We start from the raw sequence: 14072 nt of genomic DNA on the forward strand, positions 1-14072 counted from the left end.
GCTAAACCGGTTTAGTGAATGTGAGACGGCTCGCAAAACGAAGCGATACGCCCGGTAAATTCAGGCCAATTGCTCAGTAAGCTGATGAGGGTAAGGCAGGGCTGTCATCGCTCCTTTTGCGGTGGTGGCCAGTGCGCCGCAGGTTTGAGCCGTCTCCAGCCGCTGCGTCAGCGTCGTTTCGCTATCCGGCAGGCCATGCGCCGCCAGCCCCCACAGCAAACCCGCGACAAAGGCATCGCCCGCGCCAGTAGTATCGACACTGACTACCGGTACCGTTGGGTAGTGGTACGGTTTGCCGTTGTGCCAGGCCAGTACGCCATCTTTACCCTGCGTCACCAGCACGAGCGGGATAGCATACTGTTCGGCCAGTGTCTGCATGCCGTGTTCGATGTGCGTGGAGCCGCTGAAAAAGAGCAGCTCCTCTTCGGAAAGTTTCACCACATCGGCCAGCGCGAAAGCGCGCGTCAGGCACTGGCGAAGCAGGGCCGGGTCTGACCACAGGTCGTGGCGGATATTGGGGTCGAAACTGACAAAGCCACCCGCTTTGCGGATGCGCTCCATGGCGCTGAAGGTCGTGCTGCGCGACGGTTCTGCCGCCAGTGCAATTGAGCAGCAGTGCAGCCACTCCCCGGCATGAAAGGTGGGTAAATCCTGTGTCTCAAGGAACAGATCGGCGCTGGGGCGCACCATAAACGTAAAAGATCGCTCGCCTTCATCGTCCAGTGCAACCACCACTGTCGAGGTGCGCTGCGCCGGATCGGTGACCATAAAGTCGGTGTTTACCTGTTCGCTGGCCAGCGTGTGTTGCATAAAGCGACCGAAGGGATCATCCCCGACGCGGCCAATAAACCCACTGTTTCCCTGTAAACGCGCCACGCCGACGGCGACATTCGCCGGTGCGCCACCAGGGCACTGCATCAGGCGTCCTGCCCCTTCCGGCAGTAAATCCACCACGGCGTCTCCCAGACACCAGACTCGAGCTGACATGCTATTCTCCCGATAAAAAGTATTGCTAAAAATTAACTAAAACGGTTTAGCAAATCAATGTCGTTCTCTGCTTTCTGCGTAACATCTTTAAGTTGTCATCTTTTTTATGCATGCTGAACGTCTGTTTATCAACCAGATGGAGGGGCATATGTCGCAACCGCTTTATGTTTTCGATCTCGATAACACCTTGATTCACGGCGACAGCAGCACACTCTGGAGTCGCTACCTGGTGCAGGAAGGCTTTGTTATTAACCCGGACTATCTGCTGCATGAAGAGCGGATGATGCAGGATTACGCTCGCGGCGAAATGGATCTGCATGAGTATGTGGCATTAACGCTGTCGCCGCTGGCCGATATTCCCGTCGCGCTGGTGGATCGTATGGTTGCGCTGTGCATTGAAAAAGAGATAGCTCCGCGCATTTACCCTCAGGCACGGGCGCTGATTGAGCGGTTACGGGCGCAGCAGCAGCCGATGCTGATTATCTCGGCATCGGTGGGTTTACTGGTGAAAGCTATCGCTCCGGTGCTGGGGATTGAGCACGCCATTGGCGTGGAAGTGAAAACCGATAACGGGCGTTACACCGGCGTGATTGACGGGACACCGAGCTACCAGCAAGGCAAAATCGCCTGTCTCGAGGACTTTCTCGCACGTCATCCACAATATGGCGGGCCGCTGACGTTTTATACGGATTCAATCAACGACCTGCCGTTGTGTGAGCGTGCCGATCACGTTTACCTGGTGAATCCATGCCAGAAGCTGGCAGCGCAGGGCGCGCAGCGCCACTGGCCGGTGCTCAACTGGCAGCTTACTCCGGTTTAAATAACGCGATTGATTTACCGGTAATGTAGCGTCGGCGCAGCCAGGCTGACGCGGCATCCATCAGCATGACTACCGCCACGAGGATCACGGTGATAAACATCACCACATCCCAGTTCCATAAGCGCATGTTTTCGGCATAAATCAGCCCGATCCCCCCCGCGCCAACAAACCCCAGTACCGCAGCCGAACGGGTGTTGGACTCAATCTGATACAGACTCAGCGCGAGAAAAGTCGGAAAAGATTGGGTAAACGTACTGAACCGGTGCTTCTGTAAACCGCCCGCGCCGACTGCCGTCAACCCACGCCCGGGGGCGCGATCCACTGCTTCGTGGCTTTCCGCATACAGGCGACCCAGTAATCCGGTGTCCTGCATAATGATCGCCAGCACCCCGGCGAGCGGCCCCAGCCCGACAGCCCGCACGAAAATCAGCCCCCAAATCGCCATATCAACTCCGCGCAGGATGTCGAACAAACGGCGCATGAAAAATGCCACCGTCGCCAGCACGCCGCCTTTCATAATGTTGCGTGCGGCGAGGAACGACAGCAGCAGGGCAAACACCGTGGCGGTTAAGGTTCCGGCGAAGACAATCGCCAGCGTAATGCCAATTTGCGTGAAGTAGTAGGCAAAGGGCCAGTTGAGGAAATCATGCCAGACGAACATGCGCAAAATGTAGCGCCCAATCTGCTGCATGCCGTTGAGTGCCTGATCAACTGGAATGCCAAACTGCATAAAGAACCAAAGATAATAAAGCGCGACCGCCAGTGCGATCAGCGCGAGACGGCGCAGGTAACGCCCCTGGGCCTGGAACAGGTTTTTATTCAATTTACGGCTCAGCGCCACGTTCGGTACGGTTTGCCAGCTTGTCATTTTTTGCCCTCCAGTACCCACTGACGCAAACGGCCAGAGAGCGTATCCAGTACCGACACCACAATAATGATCAACAGCAGTGTGATGCTGACCTGGTCATAACGGTCGAGCTTGATATTGGTCATCAGTTCCTGGCCGATACCGCCCGCGCCAACCAGCCCCAGAATGGTAGAGGAGCGGAAGTTAATTTCCAGTCGCATAAAACCGTAAGAGAGGAAAATGGGTTTCACCTGCGGCCACAGGGCAAAGCGGATACGTTGCAGGTGCGTAGCCCCGCAGGCGGCCAGCCCGCGTACCGGTTTATCCTGCGTACTCTCGACCGCTTCGTAAAACAGCTTGGTCAGGCTACCGACCGTGTGCAGCGCCAGCGCCAGGAAACCGGGTATCGCCCCAATGCCAAACGCCATCACAAAAATAACCGCCCACGCCAGTTCTGGCATGGTGCGTAAAAACGCCACCAGTGCGCGAATAGCAAAACGCACGGCAGGGGGCGACCAGGTATTACCCGCCGCCAGAAACGCCAGCACCCCAGCCACGACGAAGGAGAGTAACGTGGCGGCCAGCGCCAGTTGCAGCGTTTCCCAGATAAGCGGCAACTGGATCGGCAGACGGTATCCCCAGTAAGCCAGCGACCCTTTGGTGTGGCTGTCGGCAAACAGCACCGGCCAGTGCAGCGTCGGCACGGTTTCCAGCATGTAATCCATAAAGTTGGGTAGCGAGTGCCAGATGGTGGCGAGGTTAAACTCCGCTGCCTGGCCGGCGGCGTAATAGAGCGCCAGCAGCAGCAAAGACCAGGTCACGGTATCGCGCTTCTGGCGCATTCTGACCTGCTGGTAGTAGTGCTCAAACTGCATATTCGACATGTTCATGCGTTGCGGTCGATCCTGCTGACAATCGAATAAAAGCCCCTGTTTTTTACGCAGGGGCTGGCGAAAGAGAGAAACCGTGAATTAGCGGGCGGTAACCAGCTCGCGTTTCATCTCAATAATCTGCTTATAGTCGTCAACACTGCCGGGGCCGATATGCTGGGTGCCGCCCATTGCTTTTACAAAACAGGCGTGGTTTTCAGTATCCAGTTTCTTAATGGCGGTAACGACTTTGGCTTTAAAATCTGCCGGCAGGCTGTTGCTCACCAGGATCGGGCCGTTCGGGATCAGCGGCGATTCCCAGATAATACGGATCTCTTTCATCAGGTTCGGGTGATCCATACGGATCAAGCGGTTAAATGCCCCAACGCTGTAGCCGCTATCGTAATCACCGACCATCGACGTCCAGGTCACCGCCCCTTCGAACTGGCCGTTCAGCACACCCAGAATGTCCTGCTCATGGCCTCCGGAGAAGGTAACGCTGGAGAAGAAGTTATTGTATTTATTGTCAGGGTTGCCGCCGAACTTCTGTTTAAACGCGTAGTTCGGGATCAGATAACCGGAAGTGGAGTCCGGGTCGGCGAAGCCAAATGCTTTGCCTTTCAGATCTTCCAGTTTTTTGTAGGGGCTGTCGGCTTTGACGATCACCACCGAGTGGTAACCACGGGATTTATCTTTGTCATCGACCGCGATACCGACGATATCAACGGCTTTCGGATTGTTGATATAAACAGAAGCATAAGACGAGGGCGACATGCTCAGCACCACGTCGACTTTGCCCCCCAGCAGCCCCTGGATAACGCCAGAGTAGTCAGACGAGTTGCGCAGTTTGGTATCCACGCTCAGTTCTTTATCGAGAAACGTTTTCACACACTGGTTATCGCCAATCTGTTGGGTCGCATTCTGCCCACCCAGGATCCCCAGATTCAACTCTTTCGGCTGCTCAGCCGCCGGTGCCTGCCACGCCAGCAGTAAACCTGTCATCAATGCAGAGAAACGTAATGCACCAGAAATATGCTTTTTCATTGTCATTGCCTGTGTTGTCTCATTGTAAGGAAGAATTAATGCAACTGGCTTATTTCATCGCCATAAAGAACCTGCAACACGTCTTGCGTCAGCCGGGAAGGGTGATCGTCAAAGACAATCCGCCCCTGCGCCACGCCGATTACGCGGGTGCAGTACTCTTTTACCAGCTCGACGGAGTGCAGGTTCACCATCACGCTAATGCCTTGTTCGCTCACTTCCCGCAGTACGCCCATAATGCGCGAGGTGTTTTTGGGATCCAGCGAAGCGACCGGCTCGTCGGCCAGTAAAATTGAGGGGTTCTGGATCAGCGCCCGGCAAATCGCCACGCGCTGCATTTGGCCACCGGAGAGGGTTTCCGCACGCTGCAAGGCATGCGGCAGCATGTTCAGCCACTCAAGCAATGCAATGGCTTTGGCGCGGTCTTCATCGGTGAACACTTTAAACAGGGACTTCAGCGTCGAGGTCTGGCTCAGGCGACCCAGCAGGACATTGGTCAACACATCGAGACGCGGCACCAGGCAGAAGTCCTGAAAAATCATGCCGCACTGGCTGCGCCACTGGTTAAGTGCGCGGCCTTTCAGGTGTGCGACATCACGGGGCGTCCCCACTTCCGGGAAGCTGAGGATCTCGCCAGACGTGGCGCTGTGGGTGCCGTTCAGTACGTGCAGCAGGGTGGACTTGCCCGCGCCGGAGCGGCCAATCACGCCGACCATTTCACCGCGGTGCAAATCAAAACTGATGTCGTGCAGCACCGTCTGGTGCACGTTATAGGCTTTACGCAGGTTTTGCACGCTCAGCACTTTTTGTTTCGGCACCGTGTTGAAGGTTTGCACAGACGAAAAGTGGTCTTCAGAGATTTCTGCCAATGCGCTGTTCATAGGTCTTCCGGTTTTTTCAGTAAACTGGCGACCATTAAGGGGACAGGGGATGATCGTTTTATGACGAAAAGACGAACAAATAATGAACGTCACGGTGTCGTAACGCAGGCAGGCACGTCGGGGTTATTTTCTGTATTCGATAGAAAGATATTTTCGTAAGCCGGGTGAACGCGTTACTCCCGGCGGATCGGAAAAGAAAGGCAACCGCAGTCGCGGCGTAGAGGCTATTTTCACCACCCATTCGCCCTCGCCAAGAAAACGAAAGCGGATATGCGCAGCGTCGACAATCAAATTCTCGAAAAAGCCCGTCGCCCACATCTGACCAATATGCACTATTTCCAGCACGCCGTGGCGGATATCAATGAGCGCAATGGTCAGAGACTCTTCATATATAACGTCATCGGTCAGACACAGCAGATAGCGTGTGTCATCAACCTGGATTGCCGCTTCGAGCAACAGACCGGGAACGGTAATGTTTGTGACCTCCTCGGCGATCAATACTGCCGATTGGGCTTGCCGGAAGTCAGTAGCATCGCGCGTAGTAACAAGTGAGACGTTATTGGCTTTACGCATTCTTTATTCCATTTCCGATAAGCGACGAGCTTCAGAATATTCTCATCAGGAGCTCCGATAAAGCGAGTATGCTGTACCTTTTTATGACTATTAACGACGCCCCGCCGTTGTTTTTAAAGCGTGTACGAGTTTGGAGATAATAAGATGAAATTTGACTGGAGGTATATTCTTTATCTTTTTTTTGCTGTGGTGGTTATCCTCATCATGAAGGGCTTTTATGCTTCCTTTGGGCGCTACATCAAACAGATGTTTGTTGAAGCTCAGGTAATGAAGATCGGTATCGGCGTCAATGCGGATATTATCCACCGAAGCAAAACAGCGTTGATAGACGCAGATATGCCAGTGTACCGGCTCACGGTAAAATTCAAGACTCGCGAAGGTGTCGAAGTACAATCAAGCATAGACAGGGCGCTGGATATGGAGGGGTTTACGCGTTATGCGCCAGGCAATGGGGTGGCGTTAAAGTATGATCCGAAAAACCCAAAGCGCATTGCTTTATATGATAATGACAGGCCCCTGATCCTGGGCGATTAATCCCCGAACGATATCTTTCATGGAGGGCGCATGGAATTGGGCTGGATAGTTCTGTTCTTACTCTTCTTTGGCCTGTTGATCGCGTTTGTGCTTCGCCAGGCGATTTCGATGATTATGCCGGGTTTTCGGCAATTCAGAATGGAATCCGCCGTGCTTAAAAGCGGTATTGGCGTGAATGCGGAAATCATTCACCGCAGCAAGACCGGGATGATTGACGGTGAAGATCCGGTGTATCGCCTGACCTTTAAATTTATTACCCGCGAAGGCGTCGAGGTACAGTCGAGCCTGGAACGGGCGCTGGACAGGGACAGTTTTATACGGTACACCCCGGGTCATGTTGCAGCACTGAAATACGATCCTGCTGATCCAAAACGCATTGCGTTATATCGCCACGATCGACCGCTGATTTTGGGCGAATAATCGTTATCGTATAACGGTAGAAAACGAGAACAGAGATATGGACATTATTCAGGTCATTTTCATGATTGGGCTCGCCGCAGTGCTGCTGTTTGGGCTTTACAAGTTAGCGCGTTGGATCCGCCAGCTGTGTATTGACGCGCATGTGCACAAACATGGCATTGGCGCGAATGCCGATATTATTGCCCTTAAGCGCACCAACTGGATGGACAGGCGCACTGTCTACTGTGAACTGGTATTGCGTTTCAGAACCCGAGAAGGGCTGGTGGTGCAGGCGAGCGTGTTTGAGCATCTGACCAGCAGTGAAATTGTGCGGTTTGCCGAGGGCAACGGCACGACCGTGAAGTACGATCCGCAAAACCCGCAGCACATTATCTTATATGACCGTCCGTTAATTTTAGGGGATTAACCCCGCCGTACCCTTCGCCGTAACCGCGCCTGTCACGACTTTCGCACTCTCCTGGCGTGCGATTCACGCTGTTTTTCCCCGTCATCCGGCGCGTTAAGGCGCTTTATGTCCTCGCACTGCAACAGCCTGAATTTTAATTACGCCAGCGTCACAAAAGTGGGAAAAAACAAGCCACTGCGTTGCATCAGGCGGATCACAGACTATATGTTAAATTTGTGTTTAAAAAATGATACCGAGGGATTGTTCATGGATAAGAAAACAGATGTTCTGGTCGCTGCGCTGGCTCTGCTTTTTTCCGGCACTGCGCTGGCTGCGGTACCGCAGGGCTACCCGGCGGATTACCAAAAAATTATTGATGCCGGTACCAAAGAGGGCAAGGTCGTTATTTATTCCACCACGGATACCAAAGCCGCAGGGCCGCTGATCAAGGGCTTTGAGGCGCAATATCCGGGCATTAAAGTTGAATATAACGACATGAACAGTACCGAACTCTACAACCGTTATTTGAGCGAGCAGGCTTCTGGCGGCGGCAGCGGCGATGTGGTGTGGAGCTCGTCGATGGACACCGCATTAAAACTGGCGACGGATTACGCCGATGAATATGCCTCTCCGGAAGTGGGCAAATTACCCAAATGGGCGGTGTGGCAGAATAAAGCCTATGGCACCACCTATGAACCGGTGGTGTTTATTTACAATAAACGCTTGATCCCACAGGGCGATGTCCCGGACTCGCACGCCGCGCTGGCAAAATTAATCGCTGGTCAGGCCGACAAGTTTAAAAACAAAGTCACGACGTACGATATTGAAAAATCCGGGCTGGGTTTCATGCTGGCGGTGGAAGATCGTAAATTCGATAAAGAGTACTTTACCCGCCTGGCGGACGTGGCGAAGGGCGGACTCACGGTGCAGTCTTCTACCGGTACCATGATGGAGCGCGTCTCCTCCGGCGAAAACCTGATCGGCTATAACATCCTCGGCTCTTACGCTGAAGCGCGGGCGAAAGGGGATAATTCACTGGGTATTGCCTACCCGAAAGATTACATCCTGGTGCTTTCCCGCGTGTCGTTTATCAGCGCCGAAGCGGAACACAGCAATGCTGCCAAACTGTGGTTTGATTATGTGCTCTCCGAAAAAGGGCAAAGCATTCTGGCAAACCAGGCTGACATTCCCTCTCTGCGTAACGACATAGAAGGCAAGAACGATATTGATGGCATGACCAAAATGCTCGGCGATGCGCTGAAGCCTATCCATGTGGATGAGTCGCTGCTGGAGTATCTGGAACCGAAAAAGCGTCTGGAATTTATTAAACAATGGCGTGCGGCTGCCGCCAAATAATGGCCGTACGGGTGGCGCGTTCCGTTAGCGCGCCCCCTTTTCATCGCCTGACTGGTTTGCCGGAAAGACCTGACCAAAGGGATGACCAATGAATACATTGCGCAGAAAGTGGCAGGGGGTGCCGCGTGGCGTGATCGTGCTGATCACCGCGTTGGTTATTTATATTCCGCTGTTATTTATTGTGGTGCAGAGTTTTCTCTCCGCGCCGTTTTTTGCCCGCTCAAAAGAGCTGAGTCTCGAATCCTTCGCCTTTATTTTTACCGATCCTGATTTTTTCCTCGCCCTGAAGTCCGGGTTTATTCTGGCATTTGGCCTGGTGTTTATTGCCATTCCGCTCGGCGGCATCCTTGCATTTTTAATGGTGCGCACCGATTTACCCGGGCGTCGCTTTATTGAGCCGCTGATCCTCGTGCCGATCTTCGTTTCGCCAATGGTGCTGGGGTTTGGTTATGTGGTGGCTGCCGGACCGGTGGGCTTCTTTTCGCGCTGGGCGGAGGAGCTTATCGGTTTTGTGCCCTGGAACATTTACTCAATGTTCAGCATTGTGGTGATTGCCGGGCTGACCCACGTGCCCCATGCGTATCTCTATATCTCGTCGGCGCTGCGAAGCGTCAGTTCGGATGTGGAAGAAGCCGCCCGAACGGTTGGCGCTTCGCCGCTGCAGGTGATGACAGCCGTGAGCCTGCCGATGGTACGCCCGTCGATTTTGTACGCCTGCGTGCTGTTGTTTTTCCTCGGGCTTGAAGTGTTTGGCCTGATGCTGGTGCTCGGCGATCCCGAAGGCAACATGGTGCTGGCGACTTATCTCTACAAGCTGACCAATAAACTCGGCACCCCGTCCTATCACCTGATGGCAGCGGTTGCTGTGGTGCTCATCTGCATCACCATTCCGCTGGTCATGCTGCAACGCCGCCTGATGCGTACTGCTAACCGCTTTGTCACCATGAAAGGCAAAGCTTCGCAGGCGCGGGCATTGCCGCTGGGGAAATGGCGCTGGGTCGCCGGTGCAGTGGTGGTGGCCTGGCTGACGGTCACTATTGGCGTGCCGCTGATTGGCGTGGTACTGCGGGCGTTTATTTCGAACTGGGGAGTAGGCGTTTCGTTGTGGGACGAAGTTTCGCTGGATACGTTCCGCAATATCTGGCAGCAGCCCAATTTACTGCGCGCGATTGTTAACTCAATGGCGATTGGTGTGTTTGGCGGTGCGCTGGCGGTCGTTTGCTATCTGTTTGTTGGCATTGCCATGCACCGTAAACAGGATCATGTCACGCGCTTCCTGGATTACAGCGTGCTGGTACCGCGCGCAGTACCTGGGTTGCTGGCCGGGCTGGCATTTTTGTGGGTGTTCCTGTTTCTGCCGATGTGGCTCGATCAGTCGCTGAAGAACGGCTGGCTGTCGTCATTACCGGTGGCGGAGTGGCTGCGGGAAAACCTGATTGTCTGGCTGCGTTCACTGCGTAACACCATCTTTAGCGTGTGGCTGGCCTACACCGTGGTGTGGATGGCCTACGGCCTGCGGCTGATCTCGTCGACCTTATTGCAGGTGGGGCCGGAACTGGAAGAGGCGGCGCGCAGCACCGGGGCAACCAGCGGCCAGGTCACCCGCCATGTTACGGTGCCGCTGTCGCGTTATGGCCTGATTGGCTCCTGGCTGTTGATGTTCCTGATTTTTGAGCGCGAATACTCCACCGGGGTGTATCTGCTGTCGCCTGGCACGGAAACCATCGGCTCGATGCTGGTGTCGCTGTGGGCGGCGGGGGCAATTGATATTGTCGCCGCGCTGTCATTTATCAATATTCTTCTGGTGGTCATTGGTCTTGGTGTGGCCCTGCGCTTTGGAGTGAAATTACATGATTGAGCTATCGGTAGAGGATCTGCATCTGACCTACGGTGATAACCCGGTGCTGAAAGGGGTATCAATGGAGTTAAAGCGCGGTGAGGTGGTGTCGCTCCTTGGCCCTTCCGGCAGCGGCAAAACCACGTTATTACGCGCGGTGGCCGGGCTGGAAAAGCCAGGCCAGGGGCGGATTACCATCGGCAGTAACATTGTTTACGACGGCACGCCGCGCAGTGAGATCCCGGCAGAAGAGCGCAACCTTGGGCTGGTATTTCAGTCTTACGCCTTGTGGCCGCACAAAACGGTTTTTGAGAATGTGGCCTATCCGCTGAAGCTGCGAAAAGTGCCGTCGGCTGAAATTACCCAACGGACGCAAACGGTGCTCGACCAGTTAGGGCTGGGGCATCTGGGCAAGCGTCACCCGCATCAGCTTTCCGGTGGGCAGCAGCAGCGTGTCGCCATTGGTCGCGCGCTGGTCTATAACCCGCCGGTGATCCTGCTCGACGAACCGCTCTCTAACCTCGACGCCAAATTACGTGAAGAAGCGCGCGTCTTTTTACGTGAACTGATCATCCGGCTGGGGCTGTCGGCGCTGATGGTGACGCACGATCAGAACGAAGCGATGGCGATTTCGGATCGCATCCTGCTGTTGAACAACGGTGTGATTGAACAGCAGGGTACACCGCAGGAGATGTACGGTTCGCCGTCGACGCTGTTTACCGCCGAGTTTATGGGTAGCAACAACCGGCTACACGGCAAAGTGACGGATGTCTCGAATGGCAGGGCGCGCATTGAAGGGGCGAAGTGGTCATTGTGGGGCCTGGCCGGAACTGGCGTGACAGTGGGTCAGGAGGCAACGGCAGTGATCCGTGTCGAAAACCTGCGGCTGGTGGACGCACCGCAGGATAATTCGATGGAACTGCCAATGCTGACCAGCATGTATCTTGGCGATCGCTGGGAATATTTGTTCCGCACCGCTGGCGATGACTTTGTGATCCGCGTTTACGGCACACAGCAACGCAACCCGCAAAACTATCGGGTTGTGCTCCCAGAAGATCAGTTATGGATCTTCCCGAAACGCTAATCTGCCAGGGACACCCACTTGTAGCCCAGCACGATGGTCACAGCCACAATGGTGGCTGTGGCCGCAATATGCATCAGCAAATCTGCCAGGCTGATATGCGTGGGGTGGCATAATGACAGAAGCGTGAGCGCCATGCAGGCCACGCCCGCGCCTGCTGCACCGAGGCTGCGTGCGGGGAATAACGTGCGGGTGCGGCGCAAATAGCCAATCACCAGCGCCACCATCGGCGCACTGACGACCACCATAAACAGGTAACAGTTCGTTTCCTCCTCGTGGCCTGCAATCCGTGGCGCATGATGCAGATGCAGGTTCAGCAGCGTGCTGACTAGCCAGAGGCTGGCCAGCATCGCGAACCATTTCCAGCTTAACGGGCGCTGCCCGGCAATACTCAGCAGAAAGGCATTCCGTACCGCCAGCGTACCGGCGCTAAACGTCAGCAGTAATTGCAATATTGACCACACTGCGCCCGCTTGCGACCAGTCGGTATGGGCACGATTAAGCCATACGCTGGCGGCAATCCCACAAGGAAGTGCCGTAGCGATCCAGGCTATCACGCGCCAGTGTGGCAACCACGGCCGCGTTACGGGCGTTATCGCGCGGCCCAGTTTTTCGATTAACAGGTCATGATCGGCCATGATGGGCTCCCAACCGACGAAGATGCGTTAACGCGCGATGCAGCAACGACTTGACGGCGGATACCGTCAGATTATTGCGGCTCGCGGTTTCCGACAGGCTCATCTCGCGCAAATGAACAAGCTCAATCACCTGCCGCTGGCGTGCCGGTAGCTGGTTTAGCAGTGCCGCAAGCTCCTCATGCGAGTGCTGTTGCTCAAGGTAGGTGACATACAGCGGCACCTGGGTAATGTCGCTTTCACCAGACGTCTCCCGCTGCTCGCGCCGCCCGCGTTTACGCAGTGCATCGACGGCGCGAGCCTGCGCAATAGCGACCAGCCACGGCAAAAAAGGCGCAGTAGGATCATAGGTATGGCGGATGCGGTGCACGGTCAGCAGTACATCCTGAATGACATCTTCCACCAGCACCTCATCGGCGATTTGTTTACGCGCCAGCGAGCGGATCACCGGGACCAGCGCTTTAAGCAGCCGGGTGTAGGCCTGCTGATCGCCCGCTTGCGCCAGTGCCATCAGTTGCGGCCATTCATCACGCGCTGCCTGAGCTTTCTCCATATTCCGCCTTTAGCTTTTTTTCCCGCTGGCCTCAGTCAACGCATTGACCACAATGGTGGGCGTTAGCACCTGCGGCAAAATTGTCGGCGCGCTGCCATCTGCCGGGTAGACCACATACAGCGGCAGACTGCCCTGTCCCAGGTCGTTGAGCGCATCATCAATGTCAGCATTAAATTTGGTCGAATCGGCAACCATGTAGAGTGCGCCCGTCTGTGCCAGCGCATCTTTTACCGTCTGCGTGGAGAGCGAGGTGCGCTCATTCACCTGGCAGGTGATACACCAGGACGCGGTGAAGTTAACAAAAATCGCCTTACCGTGACCGCGATTTTCGGCGACGGTTTGCGGTGACCATTTCACTTCGTCGACATGCTGTGCGGTTTGCGCAGCAGCAAGCGGCGCACGGGTGTTCACCACAGACGGCAGCGGCACAATCGCGGCCAACAGCAAGGCAGCCGTGATCGCAAACAGCACTTTGTACCCGCGCCCGGCAAAGCGGCGCTGTTGCGCCATGCCGTACAACCAGGCAGCAAAACTCGTTACCACCGCCGCCGCGAGGATCGCCGCCAGCGCGGTAGTGCCAGCCTGTTGCGCCAGAACCCATACCAGCCAGCCGAAGGCGCCAAACATGGGGAAGGCCAGCCCGCGTTTGAGCGTCGCCATCCAGGCACCAGGACGCGGCAGCCATTTACCCAGCGCCGGGAATAGCGAAATCAGGCTAAAGGGCGCAGCAAAACCGAGCGCCAGGGCAAAGAAGACAGCCAGCGCCACGGCGGGCGGCTGCACCAGCGCGTAGCCAATGGCACCAGCCATAAACGGCGCGGCACAGGGCGTTGCGACGATAATGGAAAGCGCCCCGGTCAGCGTGGCGCGAAGAAATGCGCCCCGTTCCAGCGGGATCTCGCCGGCGCGTTGCAGAGAAAGTCCCACTTCAAACACGCCGAGCAGGTTCAGCGCGGCGCCGAGGATCACCAGTGCCAGAAAGGCGATCACCAGCGGTGACTGGAGCTGGAATCCCCAGCCGACAGCGGTGCCGCCTGCGCGCAGTGCCAGCAAGATCCCGGCGAGGATCATCATGGTTACCACGCTTCCCAGCAGGAAGCCAATTCCCTCTTTACGCACCTGCGCCGGGTTTTGCGTATGGCGTAACAGGCCCAGCGCTTTCAACGAAATGATGGGGAATACGCAGGGCATTAAGTTGAGAATAATGCCGCCAGCGAAGGCGGCGAGCATGGCGGTCAGCATAGTGATTCTCT

At 55.6% G+C, this 14072-nt stretch carries 16 protein-coding genes; 7 read left to right on the plus strand and 9 right to left on the minus strand.

Annotation, left to right across the window (positions count from 1 at the left end; genetic code table 11):
- Nucleotides 1–60: 60 nt before the first annotated feature.
- On the minus strand, nt 61–987 hold the full coding sequence (gene cscK, locus ACUY4S_RS05630; protein ID WP_458023215.1) for a fructokinase: 927 nt from the start codon (nt 985–987) through the stop codon (nt 61–63).
- A 148-nt stretch (nt 988–1135) separates the two neighbouring features.
- On the opposite strand from cscK, the gene ACUY4S_RS05635 reads away from it, so the two are divergent.
- Nucleotides 1136–1807, plus strand: a complete 672-nt coding sequence (locus ACUY4S_RS05635; RefSeq protein WP_312692114.1) for an HAD family hydrolase — start codon at nt 1136–1138, stop codon at nt 1805–1807.
- Here the strand turns inward: ACUY4S_RS05635 and phnE (ACUY4S_RS05640) are convergent.
- From phnE (ACUY4S_RS05640) to ACUY4S_RS05660, 5 genes are all read right to left on the minus strand, one after another.
- Entirely contained in the window at nt 1794–2675 is an 882-nt protein-coding gene (gene phnE, locus ACUY4S_RS05640; RefSeq protein WP_312692117.1) for a phosphonate ABC transporter, permease protein PhnE, read from the minus strand. The genes ACUY4S_RS05635 and phnE (ACUY4S_RS05640) overlap by 14 nt on opposite strands.
- Nucleotides 2672–3544: a phosphonate ABC transporter, permease protein PhnE gene (phnE, locus tag ACUY4S_RS05645; protein WP_312692120.1), complete on the minus strand. Its 873-nt coding sequence runs from the start codon at nt 3542–3544 to the stop codon at nt 2672–2674. Before phnE (ACUY4S_RS05645) ends, phnE (ACUY4S_RS05640) begins: the two co-directional genes overlap by 4 nt.
- 81 nt (nt 3545–3625) lie before the next feature.
- Complete coding sequence (gene phnD / locus ACUY4S_RS05650) at nt 3626–4567, minus strand: phosphonate ABC transporter substrate-binding protein (RefSeq protein WP_312692123.1); 942 nt, start codon at nt 4565–4567, stop codon at nt 3626–3628.
- A 35-nt stretch (nt 4568–4602) separates the two neighbouring features.
- Nucleotides 4603–5445, minus strand: coding sequence for a phosphonate ABC transporter ATP-binding protein (gene phnC / locus ACUY4S_RS05655; RefSeq protein WP_458023216.1), 843 nt, complete (start codon nt 5443–5445; stop codon nt 4603–4605).
- 123 nt (nt 5446–5568) lie between these two features.
- The gene (locus ACUY4S_RS05660) at nt 5569–6018 is read right to left on the minus strand and encodes a hypothetical protein (RefSeq protein WP_312692129.1); all 450 of its coding nucleotides are present in this window, start codon (nt 6016–6018) and stop codon (nt 5569–5571) included.
- A 144-nt stretch (nt 6019–6162) separates the two neighbouring features.
- Here ACUY4S_RS05660 and ACUY4S_RS05665 point away from each other — a divergent pair, with 144 nt between their 5' ends.
- From ACUY4S_RS05665 to ACUY4S_RS05690, 6 genes are all read left to right on the plus strand, one after another.
- Nucleotides 6163–6552 (plus strand): DUF3592 domain-containing protein, encoded by a 390-nt coding sequence (locus tag ACUY4S_RS05665; protein WP_458023217.1) that lies wholly within the window; start codon nt 6163–6165, stop codon nt 6550–6552.
- A gap of 30 nt (nt 6553–6582) precedes the next feature.
- Entirely contained in the window at nt 6583–6972 is a 390-nt protein-coding gene (locus ACUY4S_RS05670; protein ID WP_312692135.1) for a DUF3592 domain-containing protein, read from the plus strand.
- A gap of 37 nt (nt 6973–7009) precedes the next feature.
- Nucleotides 7010–7378: a DUF3592 domain-containing protein gene (locus ACUY4S_RS05675; protein ID WP_312692138.1), complete on the plus strand. Its 369-nt coding sequence runs from the start codon at nt 7010–7012 to the stop codon at nt 7376–7378.
- Between the two features lie 246 nt (nt 7379–7624).
- Nucleotides 7625–8713 (plus strand): ABC transporter substrate-binding protein, encoded by a 1089-nt coding sequence (locus tag ACUY4S_RS05680; RefSeq protein ID WP_312692140.1) that lies wholly within the window; start codon nt 7625–7627, stop codon nt 8711–8713.
- An 88-nt stretch (nt 8714–8801) separates the two neighbouring features.
- Nucleotides 8802–10571 (plus strand): ABC transporter permease, encoded by a 1770-nt coding sequence (locus tag ACUY4S_RS05685; protein ID WP_312692142.1) that lies wholly within the window; start codon nt 8802–8804, stop codon nt 10569–10571.
- Nucleotides 10564–11634, plus strand: a complete 1071-nt coding sequence (locus ACUY4S_RS05690) for an ABC transporter ATP-binding protein (RefSeq protein ID WP_312692144.1) — start codon at nt 10564–10566, stop codon at nt 11632–11634. Before ACUY4S_RS05685 ends, ACUY4S_RS05690 begins: the two co-directional genes overlap by 8 nt.
- On the opposite strand, the gene ACUY4S_RS05695 is transcribed toward ACUY4S_RS05690, so the two are convergent.
- The 3 genes from ACUY4S_RS05695 to ACUY4S_RS05705 are packed head-to-tail and all read right to left on the minus strand — an operon-like array spanning nt 11631 to nt 14061.
- Nucleotides 11631–12269, minus strand: a complete 639-nt coding sequence (locus tag ACUY4S_RS05695; protein ID WP_458023218.1) for a DUF1109 domain-containing protein — start codon at nt 12267–12269, stop codon at nt 11631–11633. The genes ACUY4S_RS05690 and ACUY4S_RS05695 overlap by 4 nt on opposite strands.
- The gene (locus ACUY4S_RS05700; RefSeq protein ID WP_312692150.1) at nt 12256–12819 is read right to left on the minus strand and encodes a sigma-70 family RNA polymerase sigma factor; all 564 of its coding nucleotides are present in this window, start codon (nt 12817–12819) and stop codon (nt 12256–12258) included. The genes ACUY4S_RS05695 and ACUY4S_RS05700 overlap by 14 nt, the downstream gene beginning before the upstream one ends.
- A gap of 9 nt (nt 12820–12828) precedes the next feature.
- A complete protein-coding gene (locus tag ACUY4S_RS05705) occupies nt 12829–14061 on the minus strand; it encodes a protein-disulfide reductase DsbD family protein (protein WP_458023219.1) in 1233 nt (410 codons plus the stop codon).
- Nucleotides 14062–14072 lie beyond the last annotated feature (11 nt).

The organism is Kosakonia beeri, assembly GCF_054165705.1.